At 53.0% G+C, this 21,796-nt stretch carries 27 protein-coding genes; 24 read left to right on the forward strand and 3 right to left on the reverse strand.

The features are described from left to right. Positions 1-149 precede the first annotated feature (149 nt). From BN2684_RS17600 to BN2684_RS17615, 4 genes are all read left to right on the forward strand, one after another. Entirely contained in the window at positions 150-626 is a 477-nt protein-coding gene (locus BN2684_RS17600; protein ID WP_058303438.1) for a YbaK/EbsC family protein, read from the forward strand. A 199-nt stretch (positions 627-825) separates the two neighbouring features. Further along, positions 826-2,142, forward strand: a complete 1,317-nt coding sequence (locus BN2684_RS17605; RefSeq protein ID WP_058303439.1) for an APC family permease — start codon at positions 826-828, stop codon at positions 2,140-2,142. A 275-nt stretch (positions 2,143-2,417) separates the two neighbouring features. Continuing rightward, the gene (locus BN2684_RS17610; protein WP_082652048.1) at positions 2,418-3,179 is read left to right on the forward strand and encodes a SagB/ThcOx family dehydrogenase; all 762 of its coding nucleotides are present in this window, start codon (positions 2,418-2,420) and stop codon (positions 3,177-3,179) included. A gap of 41 nt (positions 3,180-3,220) precedes the next feature. Further along, entirely contained in the window at positions 3,221-3,682 is a 462-nt protein-coding gene (locus BN2684_RS17615) for a 2-thiouracil desulfurase family protein (protein WP_058303440.1), read from the forward strand. A gap of 137 nt (positions 3,683-3,819) precedes the next feature. On the opposite strand, the gene BN2684_RS17620 is transcribed toward BN2684_RS17615, so the two are convergent. Then, on the reverse strand, positions 3,820-4,413 hold the full coding sequence (locus BN2684_RS17620) for a DNA-3-methyladenine glycosylase I (protein WP_058303441.1): 594 nt from the start codon (positions 4,411-4,413) through the stop codon (positions 3,820-3,822). A gap of 108 nt (positions 4,414-4,521) precedes the next feature. Between BN2684_RS17620 and BN2684_RS17625 the strand changes: the two genes are divergently transcribed. After that, positions 4,522-5,472 (forward strand): radical SAM protein, encoded by a 951-nt coding sequence (locus tag BN2684_RS17625; protein WP_058303442.1) that lies wholly within the window; start codon positions 4,522-4,524, stop codon positions 5,470-5,472. Here the strand turns inward: BN2684_RS17625 and BN2684_RS17630 are convergent. Both BN2684_RS17630 and BN2684_RS17635 read right to left on the reverse strand, forming a co-directional pair. After that, positions 5,457-5,879, reverse strand: coding sequence for an ImmA/IrrE family metallo-endopeptidase (locus BN2684_RS17630; RefSeq protein WP_058303443.1), 423 nt, complete (start codon positions 5,877-5,879; stop codon positions 5,457-5,459). The genes BN2684_RS17625 and BN2684_RS17630 overlap by 16 nt on opposite strands. A 21-nt stretch (positions 5,880-5,900) precedes the next feature. Next, positions 5,901-6,338 (reverse strand): helix-turn-helix domain-containing protein, encoded by a 438-nt coding sequence (locus tag BN2684_RS17635; protein ID WP_058303444.1) that lies wholly within the window; start codon positions 6,336-6,338, stop codon positions 5,901-5,903. A gap of 217 nt (positions 6,339-6,555) precedes the next feature. On the opposite strand from BN2684_RS17635, the gene BN2684_RS17640 reads away from it, so the two are divergent. The 19 genes from BN2684_RS17640 to BN2684_RS17725 all read left to right on the forward strand — a co-directional run bounded on the left by BN2684_RS17640 (position 6,556) and on the right by BN2684_RS17725 (position 21,751). Then, positions 6,556-7,167 (forward strand): DUF1492 domain-containing protein, encoded by a 612-nt coding sequence (locus BN2684_RS17640; protein WP_058304609.1) that lies wholly within the window; start codon positions 6,556-6,558, stop codon positions 7,165-7,167. A 369-nt stretch (positions 7,168-7,536) separates the two neighbouring features. Further along, the gene (locus BN2684_RS17645; protein ID WP_058303445.1) at positions 7,537-7,962 is read left to right on the forward strand and encodes a phage tail terminator family protein; all 426 of its coding nucleotides are present in this window, start codon (positions 7,537-7,539) and stop codon (positions 7,960-7,962) included. Then, positions 7,949-8,164 (forward strand): hypothetical protein, encoded by a 216-nt coding sequence (locus BN2684_RS17650; protein ID WP_058303446.1) that lies wholly within the window; start codon positions 7,949-7,951, stop codon positions 8,162-8,164. The genes BN2684_RS17645 and BN2684_RS17650 overlap by 14 nt, the downstream gene beginning before the upstream one ends. Positions 8,165-8,167: 3 nt before the next feature. After that, a complete protein-coding gene (locus BN2684_RS17655) occupies positions 8,168-9,484 on the forward strand; it encodes a phage tail sheath family protein (protein WP_058303447.1) in 1,317 nt (438 codons plus the stop codon). A 1-nt stretch (position 9,485) separates the two neighbouring features. Next, positions 9,486-9,950 (forward strand): phage tail tube protein, encoded by a 465-nt coding sequence (locus BN2684_RS17660; protein ID WP_058303448.1) that lies wholly within the window; start codon positions 9,486-9,488, stop codon positions 9,948-9,950. 21 nt (positions 9,951-9,971) lie between these two features. After that, positions 9,972-10,391, forward strand: a complete 420-nt coding sequence (locus tag BN2684_RS17665) for a phage tail assembly chaperone (protein ID WP_058303449.1) — start codon at positions 9,972-9,974, stop codon at positions 10,389-10,391. A 216-nt stretch (positions 10,392-10,607) separates the two neighbouring features. Next, positions 10,608-12,830, forward strand: a complete 2,223-nt coding sequence (locus tag BN2684_RS17670) for a hypothetical protein (RefSeq protein WP_058303450.1) — start codon at positions 10,608-10,610, stop codon at positions 12,828-12,830. Then, on the forward strand, positions 12,830-13,582 hold the full coding sequence (locus BN2684_RS17675; protein ID WP_058303451.1) for a LysM peptidoglycan-binding domain-containing protein: 753 nt from the start codon (positions 12,830-12,832) through the stop codon (positions 13,580-13,582). Before BN2684_RS17670 ends, BN2684_RS17675 begins: the two co-directional genes overlap by 1 nt. Before the next feature lie 15 nt (positions 13,583-13,597). Next, the gene (locus BN2684_RS17680) at positions 13,598-14,566 is read left to right on the forward strand and encodes an XkdQ/YqbQ family protein (protein WP_058303452.1); all 969 of its coding nucleotides are present in this window, start codon (positions 13,598-13,600) and stop codon (positions 14,564-14,566) included. Then, positions 14,566-14,865: a DUF2577 domain-containing protein gene (locus BN2684_RS17685; protein ID WP_234340268.1), complete on the forward strand. Its 300-nt coding sequence runs from the start codon at positions 14,566-14,568 to the stop codon at positions 14,863-14,865. The genes BN2684_RS17680 and BN2684_RS17685 overlap by 1 nt, the downstream gene beginning before the upstream one ends. Further along, positions 14,862-15,272, forward strand: coding sequence for a DUF2634 domain-containing protein (locus tag BN2684_RS17690; protein WP_058303453.1), 411 nt, complete (start codon positions 14,862-14,864; stop codon positions 15,270-15,272). The genes BN2684_RS17685 and BN2684_RS17690 overlap by 4 nt, the downstream gene beginning before the upstream one ends. Continuing rightward, positions 15,265-16,326, forward strand: coding sequence for a baseplate J/gp47 family protein (locus BN2684_RS17695; protein WP_058303454.1), 1,062 nt, complete (start codon positions 15,265-15,267; stop codon positions 16,324-16,326). Before BN2684_RS17690 ends, BN2684_RS17695 begins: the two co-directional genes overlap by 8 nt. Then, on the forward strand, positions 16,319-16,927 hold the full coding sequence (locus BN2684_RS17700; RefSeq protein ID WP_082652049.1) for a putative phage tail protein: 609 nt from the start codon (positions 16,319-16,321) through the stop codon (positions 16,925-16,927). The genes BN2684_RS17695 and BN2684_RS17700 overlap by 8 nt, the downstream gene beginning before the upstream one ends. A gap of 5 nt (positions 16,928-16,932) precedes the next feature. Further along, complete coding sequence (locus BN2684_RS17705; protein ID WP_148450007.1) at positions 16,933-19,218, forward strand: pyocin knob domain-containing protein; 2,286 nt, start codon at positions 16,933-16,935, stop codon at positions 19,216-19,218. Between the two features lie 22 nt (positions 19,219-19,240). Beyond that, complete coding sequence (locus BN2684_RS17710) at positions 19,241-19,645, forward strand: hypothetical protein (RefSeq protein ID WP_058303456.1); 405 nt, start codon at positions 19,241-19,243, stop codon at positions 19,643-19,645. 75 nt (positions 19,646-19,720) lie between these two features. After that, the gene (locus tag BN2684_RS25190) at positions 19,721-19,849 is read left to right on the forward strand and encodes a hypothetical protein (protein WP_262360926.1); all 129 of its coding nucleotides are present in this window, start codon (positions 19,721-19,723) and stop codon (positions 19,847-19,849) included. A gap of 90 nt (positions 19,850-19,939) precedes the next feature. After that, positions 19,940-20,329 (forward strand): hypothetical protein, encoded by a 390-nt coding sequence (locus BN2684_RS17715; RefSeq protein ID WP_058303457.1) that lies wholly within the window; start codon positions 19,940-19,942, stop codon positions 20,327-20,329. After that, positions 20,326-21,288 (forward strand): N-acetylmuramoyl-L-alanine amidase, encoded by a 963-nt coding sequence (locus tag BN2684_RS17720; RefSeq protein ID WP_058303458.1) that lies wholly within the window; start codon positions 20,326-20,328, stop codon positions 21,286-21,288. The genes BN2684_RS17715 and BN2684_RS17720 overlap by 4 nt, the downstream gene beginning before the upstream one ends. 106 nt (positions 21,289-21,394) lie before the next feature. Further along, positions 21,395-21,751, forward strand: coding sequence for a phage holin, LLH family (locus tag BN2684_RS17725; protein WP_058303459.1), 357 nt, complete (start codon positions 21,395-21,397; stop codon positions 21,749-21,751). The last annotated feature ends 45 nt before the right edge of the window (positions 21,752-21,796 follow it).

A 21,796-nucleotide genomic window follows, 5' to 3' on the forward strand; every position in this document is an offset into this window, starting at 1 on the left:
CATTCAAGATTGAATGATACGCAGGATGGACGATTTTGTCAATGGGGTTTACCCTCCGATGTCGTTGGAAATGCTTGGACATCTACTCCGAAATCCATTATGATTTGGTAAAATCAGTCGAGTCAGCCAAGAAAAGGGAGGGTTTGAAAGTGGGCAGCTTGTTGGCAAGCGCGCAGAAAGTACAGGATAAGCTTGTGGAGCTGGGGTATTCCAACCGGATCGTCGAACTGCCAGACAGCGCAAGAACGGCTCAGGAAGCGGCCGATGCGATCGGATGCGAGGTGGCGCAAATTGCCAAATCGATTATTTTCCGGCTTCAGGATGCGGATGCTCCGCTGCTTGTTGTCGCATGTGGAAGCAACCGGGTGAACGAGAAGGAGCTTTCCATCCGATTGAACGATAAGCTGCTCAAGGCGGATGCGGACTTCGTCCGCGAGCGAACCGGATTCGTGATCGGAGGCGTGGCGCCTGTCGGCCATCTGACCGAGTCGATCACCTTTATCGATGAAGATCTGTACCAATTCAAGACCATCTGGGCGGCGGCCGGTCATCCGAAGGCGGTCTTTGAGCTGACACCGGAGGAATTGTTGGAGATGACCGGTGGAGAGGTGATCCGAATCAAATAGATACGAGATCGAATGTCGGGCCATACGCTGAATACGAGTTTTTATACATAGGCAGAGTGATTCTCATCCGACTAGCGGAAGGAAATCGCTCTGTTTTTTGTGATTGTGCTTGTTTTCACAAAAATATCATTGGAAAGGTCATCCGTTGTCACGTATAATCATGCAAAACCATCACCACGGAAGGGAAAAAGTGACCAATATGTCGGATTCGTCGCTTAAGAAGTCGGTTACCTTTGTGGAGGCTCTTGCCATCGTTGTCGGTATGATTATCGGTTCGGGTATTTTCCTAAAGCCGACGATTGTTTTGAGCCATGCCGGAACACCTACGATGAGCCTGCTTGCTTGGACGGTCGGAGGGATTATAACCCTTGCGTCCGCTTTATCCGTTTCGGAGATCGCGGCCGCAATCCCCAAGCCTGGGGGTCTCTATGTTTATCTAGAAGAGCTTTATGGAGGTGTCTTCGGATTTTTGCTCGGCTGGGTGCAGACGATCATCTCCTATCCCGCATCGGTTGCCGCGCTCGCCATCGCATTTGCCACGTATTCGGGTTATTTCCTCCCCATGAACGGGTGGCAGCAGAAGCTGCTCGCGCTCGGCATCCTCGCGTTCATTCTCGCGATGAACGTGCTCTCGACCAAGTACGGCGGCGTCATTCAGACGGCGGCTACCGTCGGGAAGTTGATTCCTATCATCGGTATTATTGCATTCGGATTGTTCTCGAACCTTGCTCCCGGCTTTAGCGGTGTATCCGCATCCGTCTCGCCCGCGGGTTTCGGTGTGGCGATTCTCGGTACGTTGTGGGCGTACGACGGCTGGATCGGCGTTACGAATATGGCGGGCGAGATGAAGAATCCTTCCAAAACACTGCCCAAGGTCATCACGTTTGGGGTTCTCTTCGTCATCGTGGTCTATGTCCTGTTCAATCTGGCCATCTTTCAAGTCCTGCCCTATGAAACCATACTCGCATCTAAAACGCCGGGAGCCGATGCGGCGGAAGCGCTGTTCGGAAGCGGCGGCGCGGCCTTCATTACAGCGGGGATCATGATCTCGGTGCTCGGAGCGTTAAACGGCTATTTGATGACGGCGGCTCGCGTTCCCCAAGCGATGGGGCAGGAGGGCAAGCTTCCGTTCGGCCGTGTTCTCGGCGGCATTCATCCCCGCTTCAAAACGCCGACGAATGCTCTTCTGCTGCAAGCGGTACTGGCTGTCCTCTACATCTTATCGGGTAGCTTCAACACGCTGACGGATCTTCTCGTATTCGTACTCTGGATCTTCTTCACGATGGGAGTCTTCGGCGTGTTCCTGCTTCGCCGGAAGTACCCGAAGGAAGACGGCCGCTACCGTGTCCCGTTGTATCCGTTAACTCCGCTAGTAGGTGTCGTAGGCGGCGTCTACATTCTGTACAGCACCATCGCGGGAGATCCGGTTCGTTCCCTCATCGGCATTGGCATTACGCTGATCGGTCTGCCTGTTTATTATGGGATGAAAAAGCAAGCTTCTCAGTCGGGGGATTGATCAGATGCTGGATTTCCGCCTTTTGCGCCAACCGCGAGGGCGGTTTTTTCTTGATTCCAACCAAACCGCTGGATCGTTGCTTCCTTTAAATTGGACCATTGGTCTGCTATGCAATATATCCTCTTGGTTTCGAGCTTGGGCTTGAACGGGCGGAGGAAACAGGCGGCGAAGCTGGCAAGCGAACTTGCCGCAGAAAGTTGTCACCTTTCATAGGCGAATCCTGCGGTATAATGATTAGATAATCAATCGATCGTTCATGGCAGGGGGCCGAAACTATGAGTCAAGAGGAAATCATCCGCAGTTGGACGGAAAGCAATCGCAAATTTATGAAGAGTGATTTCGCCGATATGGAGGTGGAATCGGATCAGCAGAAGAAGCTGCCGCAGCCGCCTTTGGCGAAGCCTGCCGTTCGGGAAGAGACCCTTTTGCTGACCAAAGATTTTACAGGCGTGTTGAAGGAAGTTAATTATTTGACGCTGCTTGAGCAGCGAAAGAGCAGCCGGGTGTTCAAGGAGGGAAGCCTGACCTTGGACGAGCTGTCCTTCCTCTTATGGAGCACGCAGGGCGTAACTGGAATCCGTGGAAAAGGATACGCCGCGATTCGCCCGGTACCCTCGGCAGGGGCCCGTCATCCGTTTGAGACGTATTTGGCGATTTTCCATGTCGAAGGGCTGGAGAAGGGAATCTATCATTATTTGCCTTTGGAGCATTCGCTCGAATGGATCTCTACTCCCTTTGATCTGGAGGAGCTTGTATCGATCAGCTTGTGTGATCAGGAGTGGGCCGCTAAGGGGGCGGCAACCTTCTTCTATACCGCTGTTCCATATCGCAGCGAATGGAGATACTCGGTTCGTTCGCATCGCGTCATGCTTCTCGACGCGGGCCATGTCATGCAGAACTTATATTTGTCGAGCCATGCAATCGGCTGTGGGGCTTGTGCGATTGCAGCGTTCAATCAAGAGGTTGCGGACCGGCTGCTGCAGGTGGACGGGCAAGAAGAATTCGTCGTATACGCAGCGCCGGTGGGACGCATATGATCGCCATCAAAGAATGAACAGGATGGGAGAGGAGTTCACTCATGATCTTGGTCAGTTCCTGCCTCGCAGGCTTGAAGGTTCGGTATAACGGGCTGGATAGCTTGGATGAGACCATCGGCAGACTGGTGGAGGAGGGCCGCGCCATTCCGGTCTGCCCGGAAGTGTTGGGGGGCTGTTCTACTCCGCGCGAACCAGCAGAGATCGTCGGAGGAAGCGGAGAAGATGTCCTCAATGGCATAGCAAGGATTATCGATACGACAGGGAGCGATGTCACCGATAAGTTCGTTCAAGGGGCGATGGAAACGCTGAGAATCGCACGGGAGGCGGGAGCAACCATCGTCGTACTGAAGGAGTCAAGCCCCTCCTGTGGAAGCTCGCGGATTTATGATGGGACGCATTCCGGAAGGAAGATTCCCGGCATGGGAGTGACGGCAGCTCTACTTCACAGGGAAGGAATCACGGTACTGTCAGAAAATCAACTGGAGCGTGTATTCAAAGCGTAGCTGGACCGGAACATGGGTTAGAATGGCCTCATGATGAGTCGCTTTTGCTCCACAACAGGTTAACCTGTATCGCTCATAAAAAGCAGCAGACCTTCCGCCGGTTTTGGATTAGGGGAGGCCTGCTGCTTTTGCTGTGTTCAACAATTGTCGTGCTGATCGCACAAAACCAAATGATCATTGATCAAGCCGACCGCTTGCATGTAAGCGTAGCAGATCGTGCTGCCGACGAATTTGAAGCCGCGCTTAAGCAGGTCCTTGCTGAGCGCATCGGAGAGCGCGGTCTTGGCAGGGACCTGAGCTGCATCCGTCCAAGCGTTAACGATAGGCTGATGCTGGACCCATGCCCATAGGTACCGGTCAAAGGAACCGAACTCCTCCTGCACGCGTAGGAAGGCGCGGGCGTTCACAGCGAGAGCCGCGATCTTCGCCCGGTTGCGGATGATGCTGGGATTCATGAGAAGCTCCTGCTGCTTCGCTTCCCCGTATTCCGCTATGATCCGGGCGTCGAATCCGTCGAATGCCTCGGTCATGGCTTCTCTTTTCTTCAGGATGGTCGACCAGCTGAGCCCGGCCTGCATGCCCTCCAGGATCAGCATTTCGAACAAGCGGCTATCGTCATGCTCGGGCTTGCCCCATACGGTGTCGTGATAGACTATATCCAGTTCGGAACGAGCCCAAGGGCAGCGGTTACCTGAAACGGACTTCTCTTCGGTTCTCGTATCGGTCTGCAAGTTGTATTCTCCTTCCCGATATCAATCTGTTAAAAACATCACACTGAGGCAATCGCGGTTACGTTATAATCGAAAGGCTAAAGGCATGAAAGAAGCAGGAGGACGCAAATGACGTATAAATCACTAGAGTTAGTCAAACCCGAACAATATACCCTAGAAGGCTTGGAGATTGGAGTAACCTCCAACTGTAATTTTAAATGCGACTACTGCTGCGCCTATAACCGGGATGATGGTCAAGCCCTGGACAGCCGAGAGATCATCCGGATTCTGGAAGGCATGCCGGATCTGAAGCGGGTCCGCTTGTCCGGCGGAGAAGTGACCTTGAAGTTTCAGGATTGTGAGGAAGTCGTGGCTTACTGCGCTTCCCGCGGGATCGCCACGCAATTGAATTCCAACGCAAGCCTCTTGAGCGCTTCCCGGATTGACAGGCTGGCCAAAGCCGGGCTGACGACGCTGCATGTATCTTACAATTATAGGGATGCCTCGGAATGGTCTCGCTATTATCGCTTGCCGGAATCCGTTCATCGAAAGATTCTGGAGAACCTTCGGCTCGCTGCGCAATCCTCGTTTGATACGGTCGTGGAGACGCTTTTGTTCGAAGGGACTCAGAATCGGCTTCCCGAAATCCATGAGTCAGCCTACGAGTTGGGGATTCGCACCCATGAAATCCAGAACGCGATCCGCATGAATCATACCGGATGGTCCTCCATTGCTGCAAGGGATCAGCTCAAACAGGCGGTGGAAGAGTTGGTGCGGGCCAAGAAGGAAGACATGATTCTGTACTTCACCTGCATGGATCGTTTCGTAGATGAGCTGGGATTGCCTCAGCCGGAAGGCGTCCACTATTCGCATTGCATTGACGGGAAGACGCAGCTGCACCTTCACGGGAATGGGGATGTGCTCATCTGCGAGCTGTGCCATCCCGTAATCATCGGGAATATTTACAAGGGTACCGATCTGAATACGATCTATCGCGATCGGCCGAGCGCACTTGACGACTATCTGACGAAACTCCCCTGTCCTGCGTTCGACGCGCTATTTCCTCAGGGAGAACGGTAATACTTGATCATCTCCGCCGGGATTCCATTCCGGCGAAACAGCTGTTCGAGGGTATCCTCCGGCCCGGGCTTATCGAGGCCGGTCAATAAGTGGACGGCGAATTCATTGGCTTCCCGTTCGATTCGGTCGATGGGGTATAAGGTATTGCTGCGCAAAAACGGTGTGTTGATCTTGGGATGGATGATGCCATGGCCCAGCTCATGGGAGCAGACGAAGCGCTGCCACTCCTCGTCTAGCTTCTGATTGATATGGATAATCGGTATGCGTTTATACGTGCTGAAGTAGCCGAGCGTCGCTCCAAGCGGCTCGAAGAGCACCGGAATCTTACGGGCTTCCGCAAGGGTAAATGGGTTGTTGGTGCCATATCGACGTATGAGTCCCGCGGCCACTTCCTTGATCGTGCTCATGAAGCGATCCCCTCCGGGTCTCTATTGGCGGTATTTATGGGGTGTGAACTTTTGTTTGGAGAGCTGCTTGGCAAGTCTCATGGAATTTTCCAGCGAGAGGCGCAGCAGCTCTTTCGTCTGTTCATCCATCGCTTCTCCGTGGAAGGCTAGCGCTTCGTTGCTCTCCAGGTCATTCATCATCTTCTCGAGATCTCTGGCGATGTCCCTTTCTTCCTTGGCGGAGATCGGATGCTTCTCCGCTTGGGGATAGGGGGCCGCTTCGCTGCTGCGGCCGAGCAGGTAATCCACGCTTACGCCATGGGCTTCCGCCAATCTTCCGATCATGTCGAGATCGGGCTTAGCGATGTTATTCTCCCATGCGTTATAGCGGGCGCGCTTGACCCCGAGCCTATCTGCCATTTCATCTTGGGTGATATGCATACGGGCCCGCAGGTCAGTTAAGGTTTTGCCGATTTTCATAGGGGGACTCCTTTGCTGAGGATATTCCTGCCTCGGATTTGATAATAATATTATCACATTCCCGGTTGACGATAAAACTATTATCAACTATACTAGAGGATAAGTCAACATTTTCCATTAGGAAGGGTGGAGACTCTTTTTTATGATCGCGTTGATAATATTATTATCATTGGTGAATGAAGATAAAACTATTATCTATTCGAAGGAGCGAACCGGGATGAACCACGATCAAGTTATCAGTCAGCTGAAAGGATATAAACGCATCGTCGGCCGCATTAAATATCTGGAAAAATACCCCGTTGGCGGAGGAATTCGCCTCAGCAGCATTAGCCAGGATGACAATCTCCAGACCCTTCACCGGCAGTTAAGGGGAATGCCCACCTATCTCTATTTAAACAAGAGGGAGCAGGAGCTGGAAACGACTGCTCACGCTTATTTGACCCGTTATCCGGCGGGAACGAAGGCTCAGCTTCGAGAGGTGCAGGGGCTTTACTCAGATGATCGAGAGGACGAGCGCAAGCTCCGCGAGGTCGAACAGAAGATTCGCAAGGTTCTGGAGACGCGCACCGGTCAATCGGAAGGTTATCACGGTGTTCTGGAGCGGCTCAGCGAGATCCAAGACCTGGAGCAGGAGAAGGAGCAGATCGACAACGCACTGGAAGCTCTTGGAGAGTACAAGCCGCATTATGCGGATCTTCTCAGGCTGCGTTACATTGAAGGCAAAGCGGTGGATCAGGTGGCGGATGATCTAGCCATCTCCCGGGTGACCTTCTTTCGCTGGAAGACGAAATCCTTGGAGGAATACGCGAACGTAGCGGGGATCGATTAGCATCGCGGACGCAAGTGAAAAAGCATGTCGCAACACATGCCGCATGAACAAGCCGGGACACTTTGGTGCCCCGGTTTTTTTTCCCTTTCTTTAAGATGATAGGGGAGCAAGGAATCGATTTTATGCTCTTTTTCGGCATGATACTTTTGTGAGCGATTTTGCAGACGATCGAGAGACCGGATTGGCACCACAGCCCCTCCATCACCGTGGTAAGATGATATCGTGCAAGAGATAGGGAATACGAGAAGCGGCCCATAGACGGGGCCGCTTTTTCGTTATACCGGCGTGAAAGGAGGAGCAGATGGCTTGGCTGCTGCCGAAGTTCCTTGCACATGAAAGTTTGAGGCGACAAGAAAGGAGCTTTCACCCATGACTAAGGCCAGCGAGATTCGGGCAAGCCTTGCGGCGGCGCTTCGGGAGTACGATCCAGCGATCCCGATACGGAGCGCTGAGAATCCGGCTCCGCCGGAGCCCTATTGGGACATCACGCTGCAGTTGAGCGAGACGCAGCGGGAGACCGGCCAGCGCTATCGGCAGACGGATGCCTTCCAGCTCCGATTCGCCGGAGCAAGCGAGGATGAAGGAATGGCCGCTGTCTCCTATCTCTTTGAGCAGATGGAGTATTTGCCCATCCCGGGTAGAACGCTTGCCGGGACCGGCATCGCAGCGGAAAGGACGGAAGAAGGACTTCTCATTCGGGTCCGCTATGTTTATCACCTGCTGAAAGCCGCGCCGACCGGCGGCAAAATGAACACTCTCACACAGAAAGGAACGATCAAGGATGGCGAAGCGTGAAGAACCGGCTAAAGGGATTGTCTCGGAGGCAGCCAAGCCGGAAGAGCAAGAGGCCCAATATTCGAAGGCTCAGTTTATTGGTTCGGAAAAGTATGCGGGGGTCCGCGATGTGCTGGATGCTCTAGTCAATCCGGAAGAACGGCTTACATCCGCTCAGGCGGACAAACGAATTCAAGCATTTTTGACCAAGGAGGCGTTATAAGCGATGGCAGGTGGAACGTTTACAACTCAAAACAAGGTAAGACCCGGTGTGTATATCAATTTCGCCAGTGCAGCCGGAAGCCTCGGCTCCGTCGGCAATCGCGGAACCGTGACCCTGCCGCTCTCCCTGCCGTGGGGAGAAGCCAAGAAGATTCTAACCATTCAAGCAGGCGACGATGTGACCAAGGTACTGGGCTACGAGCTCTCGGCTCCGCAGCTTGTGCTGGTCCGGGAAGCGTTGAAGCACGCGGGTACGCTGCTTCTTTATCGCTTGAACACCGGCGTGAAGGCGGCTATTACGGCGGGAACTTTGACCGCGACGGCCAAATTCGGCGGGACGAAAGGGAATGCCGTCAAGATCGTTATCGAAGCCAATCTCGACGATTCCGAGAAATTCGACGTCCAGACCTATGTGGATGGAAAGCTGGCTGACAAGCAAACGGTGGCGACGATCGCGGACCTCGCCGCCAATGACTGGGTCGCATTCGGTGGAACCGGTGATCTGGCGGTTACGGCAGGAGCGGCTCTTACCGGAGGCTTGGACGGAACGGTGGTTAACCAGGATTATGTGGATTACCTCTCGGCAATCGAGCTCCATGACTTTCAAACCATCGCGTTGCCCTCTACCGATACGACGCTGAAGAGCCTCTTCGTCTCGTTCGTCAAGCGCCTGCGTGATGTGGAAGGCCGCAAAATCCAGGCCGTGCTGGAGAATTATCCGGCGGCGGACGCGGAAGGGATCATCAGCGTGAAAAATGGGGTTCAGCTCACCGACGGAAGGGTGCTCACTCCGGCGCAAGCCACGGCATGGGTCGCCGGTGCGACCGCCATGGCTGGGGCAAATCAATCGCTCACCTATACGGCGTATGATGATGCCGCCGATGCCGTGCCGCGCCTGACCAACTCGCAGACGGAGCTCGCTTTGAAAAACGGGGAGTGGGTGTTCACGAGCTTGAACGGGCAAGCCGTTGTCGAGCAGGACATCAACACCTTCAAGAGCTACACGCCCGAGAAAGGCAAAGCTTTTTCCAAAAACCGAACTCTTCGGGTGCTCGACGGTCTTGCGAACGATTGGAAGAAGATCTATGAGGCTTATTACATCGGCAAAGTCGACAACAACGACGACGGCCGCAGCCTGTTCCGCAACGAATGCGTCAAGCTCGCCGAGCAGTATCAGAATATGGGCGCACTGCAAAACCTGAAGGCTGCTGATGATATCCGCGTGTTTCCGGGGGCGGAAGCCGATTCAGTCGCCGTGGAAGCGGCCCTTCAGCCGGTGGATGCCATCGAAAAAATCTACATGAAAGTTCAGGTGAAGTAAAATGGCTTATTTGAACGCAGGCGATATCATTTCCGGTAAAGAAGGCCGGGCATTTGCCGTCATCAACGGGGTTTCGGAGGAAATGTTCTTCGTGAAATCTCTGGAAGCGAAGATCGAAAAGCAAAAGGCGGAGATCAAGACGATTGGCAGCCGCAGAACCCAGCACAAGACCACCGGGTGGTCGGGAACCGGCAGCATGACGATTTACTACATGACATCGAAGTTCCGCAAGCTGATGCAGGAGTACCTGGAGACCGGCCGCGATACTTATTTCGATATCATGGTCGTTAACGAAGATCCCTCTTCATCGGTCGGCAGCCAGAAAATCATGCTGCAGAATGTCAACCTCAACAGCGTCATTCTGGCCAAGCTGGATGTGGAATCCGACGCGTTGGAGGAGGAAACGGAATTCACCTTTGAAGGCGTCGCGTTCGTGCAGCATTTCAACGATCCGGTCATCGGATAATTTATTGGGGGAGTGAAGAACATGAGTGATTTGAGTATCTTTTTCGCGCAAAATGCGGAGGCGGGGGTGATGGAGGACTTTATCGTGTCCGATCGCTTTCAGGAGAACGGGGTTCCGGTGGCCTGGAAGCTTCGCAGCATGACAGAGGAAGAAAACGAGGAGTGCCGCAAGGCGGCGACCCGCCGGGTGAAGGCCAAGGGAGGAGCGATGGTTCCGGAAACCAATCCGGAGGAATATTTGGCGCGGCTTGCGGCGGCGAGCATTGTTTTCCCGGATTTGAAAAATGCTGAGCTCCAGCGTTCTTATGGGGTGCTCGGGGCCGAGGTTCTGCTGCGCAAAATGCTGCTGCCGGGCGAATATGCTTCGCTCGTTCAAAAGGTTCAAGAGCTGAATGGTTTTGACAGAGACATGAGCGAGCTTGTCGATGAGGTAAAAAACTGATCCGGGAGGGCGACGGGGAGGCGAATTACGCCTACTACGCCCTCCATGAGTTTCATCTGCTTCCGCATGAGCTCGTCCGGCTTTCCCGCCGGGAAAAAGCTGCTCTCTATGCGATGATCGACATTCGTATCGAGCAGGAGAAGCGGCGCAAAAAGAAATAACGGGCAGGCGCCGGCCGGTCGAGTCGGCGTCCCTGCATAGAAAGGAGGGAAGGATATGGCAGGTGCAGCAGATAGCGGAACGTTTCTTATTGGAATGACCGGGTCGACGACGAAGGCACTGGCGGCTTTCGATAGGCTGTCAGCTCGTCTGAGCGGCATGGTCCAGCAGTTCAATCAAGCGGCAAGTCGAATGGACGAGTTTGCCGAGAAGATGACGAAGACATCGAATGCGATGGCGAAAGCGATTGCCGCTCAGAATGAGCTGGTCACCTCTGTCGAAGAGTTGGCCACAGCACAGAAGGAAAATCTGAATACGGCCAAGGATATGACCGAAGGAATCAAGCAGATGCAGGATCAGCTTCAAAAAACGGCGACCGCGAGCGATACGTTCGATGTAACGAAGGATGGTGCTGCTTCTTCGGGAACGGATGATAAGAAGTCCGGATCTTCCAAAGACGAGAGCGAAGTCAAAGACACAGGGAAAGAAGATGGCAATAGCAAGCGCAAAGAAAAAGGCCCGGGATTTTTCAACCGAATGGCCAGCTCGCTCAAAGGTATGGCGGGCACGGCTTTCTCCATGATTGATGCTAAGCAGCTAGCCATGAATTCGATTGGCGGAGCCATGGACAATCAGAGAATGCGGGATCAGTTCATAATCCGAACGGGCAGCAATCAAGAAGGCGGGTCGATGTATGACGAGCTTCGCAAGCAGGCGGTTCGTTCCGGAGGGAACGTGAACGATTCACTAAAGGGCTCTCTGCAAATGCTAAACCAAACCCAGGATGCCGGTCAGATCGCCAAGCTGACAGGATTGGCCCAACGTATGGCTGCTTTCGACCCTAACGGCGGTGGGATCGCGGATGCGATGTCCGTGATGAATGATGCCATGGCAGGAAACATGGACTCACTCGCAGCGCGCTTGCAAATCCCTAAAGATGTGTTCAAAGAGATGAATCTGGAAGGTATGGCAAAGGGGAAAGATTGGGATGGGTTAAGTAAAACTGTGGATCGGCTTCTTAGCAACAAGGGTATGAGTGAGGAGCATTATAAGGTTTTGCAGCAAGAGCCCGGTCAACAGTGGAATGCGGTCAAAACCAATGCGACCGCCGCACTTCAAGACGCCGGACAGGGGGCGCTGGCCGCCCTGCAGCCGTTCTTCACGATGATTAACGACGCCTTTCAGGAAGGCAAGTTCCAGCCCTTCTTTGATGCACTGGCAATCGGCTTTCAATTTATCGGGGGGATTGCGACGGATGTCGCCTCATTCATTCTTGCTCATCTGGATACGGTGAAACTCATCCTGCTCGCGATTGGCATCGTGGCTGCGGCCGTTGGAGCTATCATGTTCATTTCGTGGCTATCGTCGATCACACCTATTATCCTCTTGATCGGATTAGTCGCAGGACTTTTGTTCGGATTAAATGAAATGGGAGTGTCCGTAAGCGACGTTGTCAGTTTTATCATGGGGATCTTGTATGGATTGTTCGCATTCCTGTGGGACAGGTTTGCCGCTCTTTACAATAGTGTGTTGGCTGTGGCGGAATTTCTCATCAACATCTTTATCGATCCGGTTTATGCGATACAAAAGCTGTTCTATGACCTCGTTCTCAATGTTGTTGAATTTTTCAATGGAATGATCAACGGACTGATCGACGGACTCAATTGGATCCTCTCTAAGATTAGCAAGGTTACGGGTAAAGATATGGAAATAAAAGGAAGCATAAATCTTGCTGAAAAGATGGCGGGCACCAAACCGGTATCCGACAAGAACGTCGTCAGCCTGGACAAGTACAGGATGATGTCCAAGGATATTGGACTAACGGCTGAACAAGGTGCAAAAGTGGGAAGTGGTTTTACCGACAACTTGTCCGCCGGTACCGACAAGCTGAAGAGCTTCGGCAAGGGCTGGGACAAGCAGCTGGACCCAACGGATAATATGAAGAAATTCGGGGCGGGTGCAGGGGCAAGCCCGGCTGTGGACAGCCTGAGCAAAGTCGGAGCGGCTTCACCGGCACTTTCCCCTAATATCGACAATGTCGGTCATGTCGGCAGTATAGGAAAGGTTGACGACACGGTGGATGTATCCAGCGACGATCTGGAGATGATGCACGATATCGCCGAGATGAGCAGCATTCAGAACTTCGTGTCCTTGACTCCGACGGTGAATGTCACTACCGGGGATATCAAGAATGGTTATGACATTGACACCATCATCAACCGTATTCAAGTGAACCTGGAGAATGAAATTGCTTCTTCAGCTCAGGGGGTGTATGGCTGATGGCGAACCAAGTGGTAAAAGCGAAAACGAAAGCAGCTCCCTATGTTCAGAAGAAGATGATCAATGACAATCCGGTGGCCATCTACCTGTCCTTCAACAATCAGGAGGATGGCTTTATGCTGCCGGTTCTGCCTGCATCCCTTGAGATCAGCAACGGCGGAAATGATTCGACCTATGAAACATCTGTCGGGGAAATTCAAGTCATCAAGAATCCCAAGCTGCCGGAATACAAGCTCGAAAGCTTGTTTCCCTATCAGGAGTATCCGTTCATCACCGCTTTTCAATATGCTGGAGAGCCCGTTGTTTATACCCCAATGGAGTATGTCGCGTATTTGGAAAAATGGATGCGTTCCAAGAAACCGATCCGTTTCGTCTACACCGGAACCGGCTATTCCATCAACGAGACGGTCAGTATCACTTCCTTCAACTGGAAAGAGGTGGCGGGATCTCCCGGGGATATCGAGTACGACCTTTCGTTGAAGCGCTATGTTTTCTATGGAGCAAGGCTTGCAGCGAAGACAAGCAAGACAGACAAGACAGGCAAGACGATGGTAACGCCAGCGGGGGTAAGCAAGACAAACCCAAGACCGGCGAAGGAAACTCCGAAGACGTACAAGCTGAAGGCAGGAGATACCCTCTGGAAAATCGCCCAGACCTACGGACTTACTGTCGCTGTCCTGCAAAAGCTTAACAAAATCAGCGATGCCGAGACTCGGAAGCTTGCGATCGGGCGAGAAATCAAATTGCAGTAGGAGGAAGTCGAAGCCATGCTTGAAGTCATGTTGGATAATCGCAACGGCAACCTGTGGGATATCTCGTCCATCGTTACGGATGCAAGCTGGAAAACAAGCCGAATCGGCAAACCGTCGACGTTCGGCTTTTCTTATGTCAAGGGAAGCCCCTTCGAGGACAGCCGCTTCAAGCTGGAGCCCGGCGACATCATAAGTGTGCGCAAGGATGGCAAGGGAATCTTCTTTGGCTATGTGTTCACAATCGACAATGGGATGGAAGAGAAGGCAACGGTAACCGCATACGATCAAATCCGCTATCTCCAGGCGAATGATTCCTACACGTTCACCAACACGACTGCGACTGCGATCATCCGCCGGATTATCAACGATTATAAACTGAAAGCGGGGTCTCTTGCCCAAACTGTCTACACCATTCCGAATCTGGCGATGAAGGACAAGAAACTGATTGACACGATTTGCACGGCGCTGCAACACACGGTCGTTGGTGAGAAGAAAATCTATACCTTTTTCGATGATTACGGCGAGCTAGCCCTGCGCAATTCGGAGGAGATGCTGCTAGAGATGTGGATCGGAGATGGCAGCCTCATGACGGGCTATGAGTATTCGCGCTCTATCGACGACGAAACGTACAACTACATCTTGATGAAGCGGGATAGCGAATCCAAAGAAAATCCGCCTATTGTCTGGAAGGATAGCTCGACAATCTCCAAGTGGGGGCGATTGCAGCTTTTTAAGCAGATCGATCAAAACATGAATAACGCTCAAATCAATGAGCTCGGCAAGAATCTGCTGGCTCTTCATAATCGGGAGCGCAAGAAGCTGACACTCGAGGCTCTCGGGGATCTGCGGGTGCGAGCCGGCTGCTATCTCAGGGTTTATCTGGAGGAGGTTGCGATCAACCAACCCTTTTTGGTAGAGGAGTGCTCCCATGAGCAGTTGGAGGAGGATGTATCGATCATGAAATTGGAATTGAAGGTGATCTGATGGGATTGCTCGAGACAATCAAGAAAGCCGGAAAAGACGCCGTCGCTTCTGCTAATCCGGTAGAGTTGCTATTCGCAACGGTGACGAGCACGAAGCCGTTGGAGTTAACAGTTGGGCAGCGATTTGTGTTGAACGAGTCTTTTCTGATCGTTCCGGAGTCGATGACTTCAGCGGAGCTGACGATTGGAGGAACGATCTACCCGCTCCGGAAAGGGCTTCAGGCGGGAGACCGCGTCATCATTCTGCAGATTCAAGGAGGCGACCGTTTTTTGGTGCTGGATAAGGTGGTGCAGCCATGATTCCGGAAGGTGGAAATCTGACCGTGGGGGTTGTGGAGGAGAGTGTGGAGGAGACAAGCCGCACCTATCGCCTCGACCCGGTGAACGGCCGCATTGCCGGGATGATCGACGGATTGGAGGCGGTGAAGCAGGCGGCTTTCAAGCTTTTACAGACGGAACGGTTTGATTTCCTCATCTACGATCAAGCTTACGGCAGTGAGTTCCGGGGCTTGATCGGACTGCCTGGGGTGATTGCGGCCTCCGAGCTGGAAAGGCTGATCCGCGAAGCGTTGCTTACTGACGATCGGATTTCGGATGTGCAAAATATTCAAGTGGAGCATGAAGTCGACGAAACGTTGGTCCGCTTCGATGTGATCTCTACGGCAGGCAGTTTTTTGATGGAGAAGGAGGTGAACGAACTTGTATGAGGATCAGACATATGAAGCGATTCTGCAGAGGATGATGGAGCGGGTTCCGACAGAGGTAGACAAGCGGCAGGGAAGCATCCTCTTCGATGCATTGGCACCGGCGGCTGCGGAACTCGCAGAAGCCTACTCCCAACTGGATGAGATGCTTCGCTTGTTCTCTGCGAGCACAGCAAGCGGGGAGTATTTGACGAGAAGGGCTGCGGACGATGGGATCGACCGGAAGGCGGCGAGTCCAACCAAGCGGCGCGGGAGGTTCGTGGATGGAAGCGGCCAGCCGTTCGATCTGCCCCTCGGCAAGCGGTTTTCCGTTGAAGAGACAACCTTCATGACCGAAGCCAAGCTTGCCCCGGGCGAGTATGTCATGGAATGCGAAACCGTGGGAACGACGGGGAATATCGTCACGGGAACGATGCTACCGATTGAGTACGTGCCCGGCCTTGCCCGCGCTGAGCTCGGAGAGCTTCTCGTTCCCGGCGAGGATGAGGAGGCCGATGACTCGCTCCGGCAGCGTTACCTGGACCGGAACCGGAATCCCGCCACTAGCGGGAATAAGGCACAATACCGAGCCTGGGCATTGGATTATCCCGGGGTGGGGGGCGCGCAGGTGCTTCCGCTGTGGGCTGGACCCGGAACAGTGAAGGTGGTCATCCTGGATGCCACCGCCCGCCCGGCTTCCGCTGCACTCGTTGCGGACTTGCAGGCTTATCTCGACCCGACGCCTGGCGTGGGTGAAGGAGCCGCTCCGCTCGGAGCGGTCGTGACGGTTACGGCGGCTGCTCCGGTTGTCGTGAATCTGGAAGCGACTGTCTCTCTTAATGGGAGCCGTACCTTGGCTCAAGTGAAGGCGGAGCTCGAAAAGGCATTCGCGGATTACCTGAAGGGAATTGCCTTCGGTACGGACCCGTCCCCCAAATATGCGAAAATCGGGGCCTTGCTGCTGGATATTCCGGGTGTGCAGGATTATTCGACGTTGAAAGTGGCGGGCGCGGCATCCAATGTTCCAATCTCGGTTGGCCAGGTAGCCATCGCTGGGACGGTGAACGTCAATGGGTGAAGCGAGGGGATCGGATTCTCTTCTGAGCGAATATGAGGTGGCGGGGAAGCTCTTGGATGAAAGCCCGAAAGCGGAGGAGATGAAGAGTTATCTGCCGGACTTTTATAGGGGCATTCGCGAGATGGAGGTGCTGCTCGGCACGGAAGGCTTGGAAATGGACAGCCTGTATCTGGCAGCGGATGACACGCTGGATCAATTCTTCGTCGGGACCTCAGATTGGGGCCTTGCCCTGTGGGAAGAAGAGTTGGGCATCCCGACGGATATCGCCAAGCCGGTGGAGCAGCGCCGAAGCGTAATCAATTCGAAGCGCCGTGGGGTAGGCAAGGTCAGCGCTTCTTTAATCAAGCGAGTGGCCGAGGCCTATGAGCGCGGCCGCGTGAGTGTTACCGTTCAGCCGGCCCTTCGGCAACTGACCGTCATATTCGTGGACACGGCTGGCTATCCGCCCAATCTGGCTGACTTGAAGGCAGCGGTGGACGAGGTTGTGCCTGCGCACCTGCAGGTCACCTATCAATTCCGCTATCTGATGCTGTCGGAAGTGGAGCAGTTAACCCTGGCTCGACTGGAAGCAACGACGCTAGACAAATTTGCATGGGGGTGATGGGAGTGGCAACTCCGAAGACAACCAATCTGGGATTGAATAAAGTAGACCGGTCGTCTCCGACGACGACAACGTTTAATACGAAGACGCTTCTTGACGACAACGCGGATATTCTTGATGGAAAGTTCGGCATCAGCACGGACGGCCATAAGCATGACGGCACAGCAGGCAACGGGCCAAAGCTTGGCAGTGCGGCACTCGCCGATGGAGCGGTGGGAACCGCTGCATTGGCGGCCAAGGGCGTGACGCAAGCCAAGCTTGCAGACCAAGCGGTCGGGACGACACAGCTTGCTGCAAAAGCGGTCGGATCCGCTCAGCTGGTAGACGGCGCGGCGACCGATACGGTGATCGGTAGCCGGACGGTATCCGATGCGACCGCGCCAAGTGGTGATGCAGGCACGCCGACCACGCTGTTCGGCTGGCTCGCGAATATGATCAAGCAGATCACCGGCAAAGCAAGCTGGCGCACCGCCCCGGCGATCACGCTGGAGACGACGAAGGCGCATGTGGATGCGACGACGGGAGTTCATGGTGCTGTTTCAACGGCAACGGCGAATCGTCTCATTCAGCGGGATGCCAATGGCCGGGCTCAAGTTGTGGCTCCCTCTGCAGCAGAGGATATCGCCCGTAAAGATACCGTAGATACACACGCTAACGATATGATAAAGCATATTACAGCGTCGGAACGCACAGCATGGCAAGCCGCAGCCGACAAATGGGGCGATATCAGTTCTGCTGATGTTATGAAGGTCATCTCCATTACGACGAATGGGACGGACCTCAATACACTCCTAACTCCAGGAAACTATTACTGTGCGGGGACTTCTACCGCTGCTACTCTTCTAAATTGCCCAACCGCTGTAGCCTTTTCTATGCTCGTTGAAAAGCATGCTGGGGTCAAACAAACGATTACAGAGTATTTGGCCTCTGGAACGCCTCGAATCTGGTACCGGAACCTTTATTCCGGTACTTGGAGCGCGTGGAAACGCATCATGACGGAGTACGATTCAGCAACGGGAGCCACAGCAAACACCCTCGTTCAGCGAGATGCCAACGGAAGGGCAAAGGTATCGGCTCCCATAGCTGTAGATGATATCGCACGCCTCGATACCGTTTCCAGTAAAGTGGGGGATCTAACCACCCTAACAACTACCGCTAAAACATCAGCAGTTGCTGCGATCAACGAGCTTTTTCAAAGTGCCAGTGACGGAAAAACGGCAGTCGCCGCCGCGATCACTGGCATGGGACAAGCGGCGACTGCAGCAGATACCTTCGCACAACTTGCGACTAAGGTGGGGAATATCTCCAAGGATGCAAATGCTGGAGCTGGTGATGTGCTGGTCGGGAAGACGTTTTATCAAGGTGGGGGGAAGAAGAGCGGTACAATACCGAATTACGGAGCTGGACATATTGTGGGCACTCAACGTACCGCCGGAGTGCTTAGCGGAGACGGCGTAAACGGTGCCTATATTATGCCGGCAAAAGGATATTATGACGGATTAACTTCATGGGCAAAGATCCCAGAGCCGGATCTTTTGTCCCAAAATTGGCGTGCTGACAAAACTATTTTCGGAATCCAGGGAAGTATTCCAGTAAAACAAGTAAATCAAGGTGTAGGTTCAGGTGATGGTTCTGACGCAGAATCGCTCGTATTCGGGTCTGCTAGCAATTCGGCTGTAGGGAGGCTGGATGTTAATCTCCCTACTGGGTACTATCCCGGAGGGATTGGTTTGCACATCAAAGACCTACTACCATGGAATATTCGGTCTGACGTACGTATTGGAGGACCCAACGGGATTCAGGGGACTATGCCGGTTAAACCGTTTATAAATAACGCAGTAACCGCTGTCGGGGGAGGAGACGGAAACATTTACTTGAGAATGCTTCCTGGAGCATACGTTAACACGGATGTTCGGGAAGGGAGTCTTGTTTGGGAAGCCAAAGCATATGACAGTGATTTCATCGCATCCAACATACGTAGTGGAGTAAACTTATTCGGCGTGACAGGAGCGCTTACGAGCGTCCAGATGGCGAGTGGTAGTGCAACTACCAATGGATACCGCATCACTGTAAACGGACTAGCGTTCCAACCTAAGCTCATTGTTGCGTTTGACAGCTCTTATAGTAACGCAATATATGACTCTCGATTAAATGCTACGAAATCTCGCTATTATAGCAACGGGTTGAACGATTGGGGACAGGTGGACATTACTCTATATCCGGACGGTTTTTCCTTGATGGTTTATGCCATGGTTGGGGTTGTCTACCACTGGACAGCTTATTCGTGGTAATCTCGGCGAGGGGGGAACTCTTATGCAAATTGGTAGAAGAATTTATTACGATAAGACAACGGGTAACATCATTCAAGACACGAGCGAACGCTCGGGTGACGTGATTGAAACAAGCATCGAGCAGGACTTTACCACCTATGCCTCGCTTGTAGAGCGGGTACCGGAGACGGTCGGACTTATTCAAATGGAATACGGACAATACATGCAAGACTTTATCGAAGGGAAGCTAGATCGGATCGACTTGGAAACGTTGGAGCTGTTATTCAGTTATCCCGATCCTGATCAACCGGGAGAATTGTACCCTCTGCAAAAACCGCTCACCACAAAGGTGGCCGAACTGGAGCAGAAGCTGCAGGAAAGCGACCGCGAGAACAAAAACGCGCTGTTTGAGATCTATACAATGCTCTTAGGAAGCGAGCCGACTTGACTTAGTATGGTGCTCTTCAGTTAAAGTTCCTTCTGAAGTTTACAAAGTGAGGTGAGATTGTAAGTGGTTATTGTTATGGCATCACTCATCATTTATGGCGACATTACATTTGCCCAGGTTCCGCTGAAAATGAAAGCTGGGGTAAAAGTTCGTTTGGCGGAATTGGGTTACGACGAGAAAGGCCAGCCGATCGCGGTTAATTAATCTTCAATTGAGGCGCCCACTGAGGCGTATTTTTTATGCCCCTGGAAAGATCCGGGGGCTACCATTCTATAGCGAAGGAGGGAGGCGGTCATGCCGGAGACGGACCAAGCCGTGTTAATGGAAATCCTGCAGCGCATCACGAAGATTGAAACGAAGATTGAGAGTTTGACCAACCTGGACCGGGTTGCAGCGGACGCGTACAAGATCGCGAATGAAGCTCTGCAATCGACCAAATCCGCCCATAATCGGCTGGATGCATTGTACACATCGCATGAGGCTGCCGAGGAAGTAGCCCGTAAAGCTCGCGAGGTCGCTGAAGACTCCAATCGCAAAGCTACAGAAGCTCTGACACAGCTCAAGGCAGAAGCCGACGACCAAAAATGGTTTAAGCGGACATTCTATGGTGCAACCATAACGGCGATTGTGGGCTCTCTCATCACCATCATCTGGGCTGCGCTCAAGCTGGGAGGCCACTCATGAACATCATCCAAAAGGGCAATGCCCACACGAACAGCAGTAGCCGGGAAGGTCATGTTCCATTTATCATTGTCGACCATATCAGCGCAGGCTCCATGAGCAGCATGGATTCCTGGTTTACATCACCTTCGAATACAGTGAGCAGCGCTCATTTCGGAGTGTCGAAATCAGGTAAGATTCATCAATACGTTCCGATCACCCGCATGGCTTGGGCAAACGGACTGACAACCGATGCGATCCCGAAGGCCGCTGCATCTCTGGTCCGACAAAACGCGCCCGTGAATCCGAACAAGTATACCGTCAGCATTGAACACGAAGGAACAGACGGGAATCTGACAGAAGCGCAATTCGCCGCAACAGTCGAACTGCATCGGTTCATCGCGGCTGAGGTCAAGTGGTTGTACGGCCAAGCGCTGTTGTTGGATGAGCAGCATGTCATCGGTCATTTTCAGGTTGACCCAGCTCGCAAGCCGAATTGTCCAGGGCCGAAATTTCCATGGAGCAGGTTGTACCAAGCGTTATCAAGCTCGGAGAGTGTGCGGATAGAGAATGTTCCCGATGTAAAAGAAGAGATGGGAGAACGGCCCATACCAAGGGGATCTGATGGAAACCGAGAGGAGGCTGCCAACATGACGACCGAAAATGCGACTCTATCCGCTCGAATGATCAAGTTGGAAGAGGCAGCACAAACAACCGCAGAACGAATAAAGCTACTGGAAGGAAGGGTTCATCAAGCGGAAGCGCAATGGAATGAACTTCGAAAAACGAACCAGCTGCTATCCAATCAACTCCACCAATTGGTGTTAAAACTCGAAGCTTCCTCCGTCCCGGCTTGGGCGGAAGAAGCTTTTTCTTTTTACTCGGATTTCATTCATGAACCTTCTGGGACAACGGAATTTTGGAGGCTGCTCACCATCATGTACCGAGCCCGGATAGCAAGTGTGGTACAAACGTCGAAATAGTTCAATCGGTTATTCCCGAAAACCCGAGAACCCGAATTATTACCATCCAACCAATCTTCACTAAGGATTAAGACGAATCTATGAATTAAACGAATGAGGTGATATCATGAAGCTCATCGAACCCTATCTGGAAACAATCGTAACGGCTTTGGTCGGCTTGCTGACCACATTGCTGTTGGCAGCTATTGCTGCGCTCCGTGGAAAAATCCAGCTTTGGCTGGCTGCACGAACAACCGCAGCGGAGCAGCAGGTGCTGCATCTTGTCGCCAAGGAAGCCTATGCTCTTGCAGAACGGCTTTACATCGAACGAAGCGGTCCCGAGAAAATGAAGCAGGCCATCGCATATGCAGCAGAGGAGCTTCAGAGGAAAGGGATTGCCGTCAGCCCAGTAAAGCTCGAAGCTGCGATTGAAGCAGCTTGGCTGGATTTTCAGACAAGGGCTCCAACTCGCACCACCAAGTAATCGACTGGAGCTCCCTGCATTTCATGACCCTTGTTGTCCAACTGG

This window comes from Gorillibacterium timonense (genome assembly GCF_001457415.1).
Classification (GTDB): domain Bacteria; phylum Bacillota; class Bacilli; order Paenibacillales; family NBRC-103111; genus Gorillibacterium; species Gorillibacterium timonense.

What these genes read in the sequence shown, in the direction of transcription:
- BN2684_RS17605 (WP_058303439.1), top strand. Translation starts at nt 826, where the DNA reads ATGTCGGATTCGTCGCTTAAGAAGTCGGTTACCTTTGTGGAGGCTCTT.
- BN2684_RS17610 (WP_082652048.1), top strand. Translation starts at nt 2,418, where the DNA reads ATGAGTCAAGAGGAAATCATCCGCAGTTGGACGGAAAGCAATCGCAAA.
- BN2684_RS17615 (WP_058303440.1), top strand. Translation starts at nt 3,221, where the DNA reads ATGATCTTGGTCAGTTCCTGCCTCGCAGGCTTGAAGGTTCGGTATAAC.
- BN2684_RS17625 (WP_058303442.1), top strand. Translation starts at nt 4,522, where the DNA reads ATGACGTATAAATCACTAGAGTTAGTCAAACCCGAACAATATACCCTA.
- BN2684_RS17630 (WP_058303443.1), bottom strand. Translation starts at nt 5,879, where the DNA reads ATGAGCACGATCAAGGAAGTGGCCGCGGGACTCATACGTCGATATGGC.
- BN2684_RS17635 (WP_058303444.1), bottom strand. Translation starts at nt 6,338, where the DNA reads ATGAAAATCGGCAAAACCTTAACTGACCTGCGGGCCCGTATGCATATC.
- BN2684_RS17640 (WP_058304609.1), top strand. Translation starts at nt 6,556, where the DNA reads ATGAACCACGATCAAGTTATCAGTCAGCTGAAAGGATATAAACGCATC.
- BN2684_RS17645 (WP_058303445.1), top strand. Translation starts at nt 7,537, where the DNA reads ATGACTAAGGCCAGCGAGATTCGGGCAAGCCTTGCGGCGGCGCTTCGG.
- BN2684_RS17650 (WP_058303446.1), top strand. Translation starts at nt 7,949, where the DNA reads ATGGCGAAGCGTGAAGAACCGGCTAAAGGGATTGTCTCGGAGGCAGCC.
- BN2684_RS17655 (WP_058303447.1), top strand. Translation starts at nt 8,168, where the DNA reads ATGGCAGGTGGAACGTTTACAACTCAAAACAAGGTAAGACCCGGTGTG.
- BN2684_RS17660 (WP_058303448.1), top strand. Translation starts at nt 9,486, where the DNA reads ATGGCTTATTTGAACGCAGGCGATATCATTTCCGGTAAAGAAGGCCGG.
- BN2684_RS17665 (WP_058303449.1), top strand. Translation starts at nt 9,972, where the DNA reads ATGAGTGATTTGAGTATCTTTTTCGCGCAAAATGCGGAGGCGGGGGTG.
- BN2684_RS17670 (WP_058303450.1), top strand. Translation starts at nt 10,608, where the DNA reads ATGGCAGGTGCAGCAGATAGCGGAACGTTTCTTATTGGAATGACCGGG.
- BN2684_RS17675 (WP_058303451.1), top strand. Translation starts at nt 12,830, where the DNA reads ATGGCGAACCAAGTGGTAAAAGCGAAAACGAAAGCAGCTCCCTATGTT.
- BN2684_RS17680 (WP_058303452.1), top strand. Translation starts at nt 13,598, where the DNA reads ATGCTTGAAGTCATGTTGGATAATCGCAACGGCAACCTGTGGGATATC.
- BN2684_RS17685 (WP_234340268.1), top strand. Translation starts at nt 14,566, where the DNA reads ATGGGATTGCTCGAGACAATCAAGAAAGCCGGAAAAGACGCCGTCGCT.
- BN2684_RS17690 (WP_058303453.1), top strand. Translation starts at nt 14,862, where the DNA reads ATGATTCCGGAAGGTGGAAATCTGACCGTGGGGGTTGTGGAGGAGAGT.
- BN2684_RS17700 (WP_082652049.1), top strand. Translation starts at nt 16,319, where the DNA reads ATGGGTGAAGCGAGGGGATCGGATTCTCTTCTGAGCGAATATGAGGTG.
- BN2684_RS17710 (WP_058303456.1), top strand. Translation starts at nt 19,241, where the DNA reads ATGCAAATTGGTAGAAGAATTTATTACGATAAGACAACGGGTAACATC.
- BN2684_RS25190 (WP_262360926.1), top strand. Translation starts at nt 19,721, where the DNA reads ATGGCATCACTCATCATTTATGGCGACATTACATTTGCCCAGGTTCCG.
- BN2684_RS17715 (WP_058303457.1), top strand. Translation starts at nt 19,940, where the DNA reads ATGCCGGAGACGGACCAAGCCGTGTTAATGGAAATCCTGCAGCGCATC.
- BN2684_RS17720 (WP_058303458.1), top strand. Translation starts at nt 20,326, where the DNA reads ATGAACATCATCCAAAAGGGCAATGCCCACACGAACAGCAGTAGCCGG.
- BN2684_RS17725 (WP_058303459.1), top strand. Translation starts at nt 21,395, where the DNA reads ATGAAGCTCATCGAACCCTATCTGGAAACAATCGTAACGGCTTTGGTC.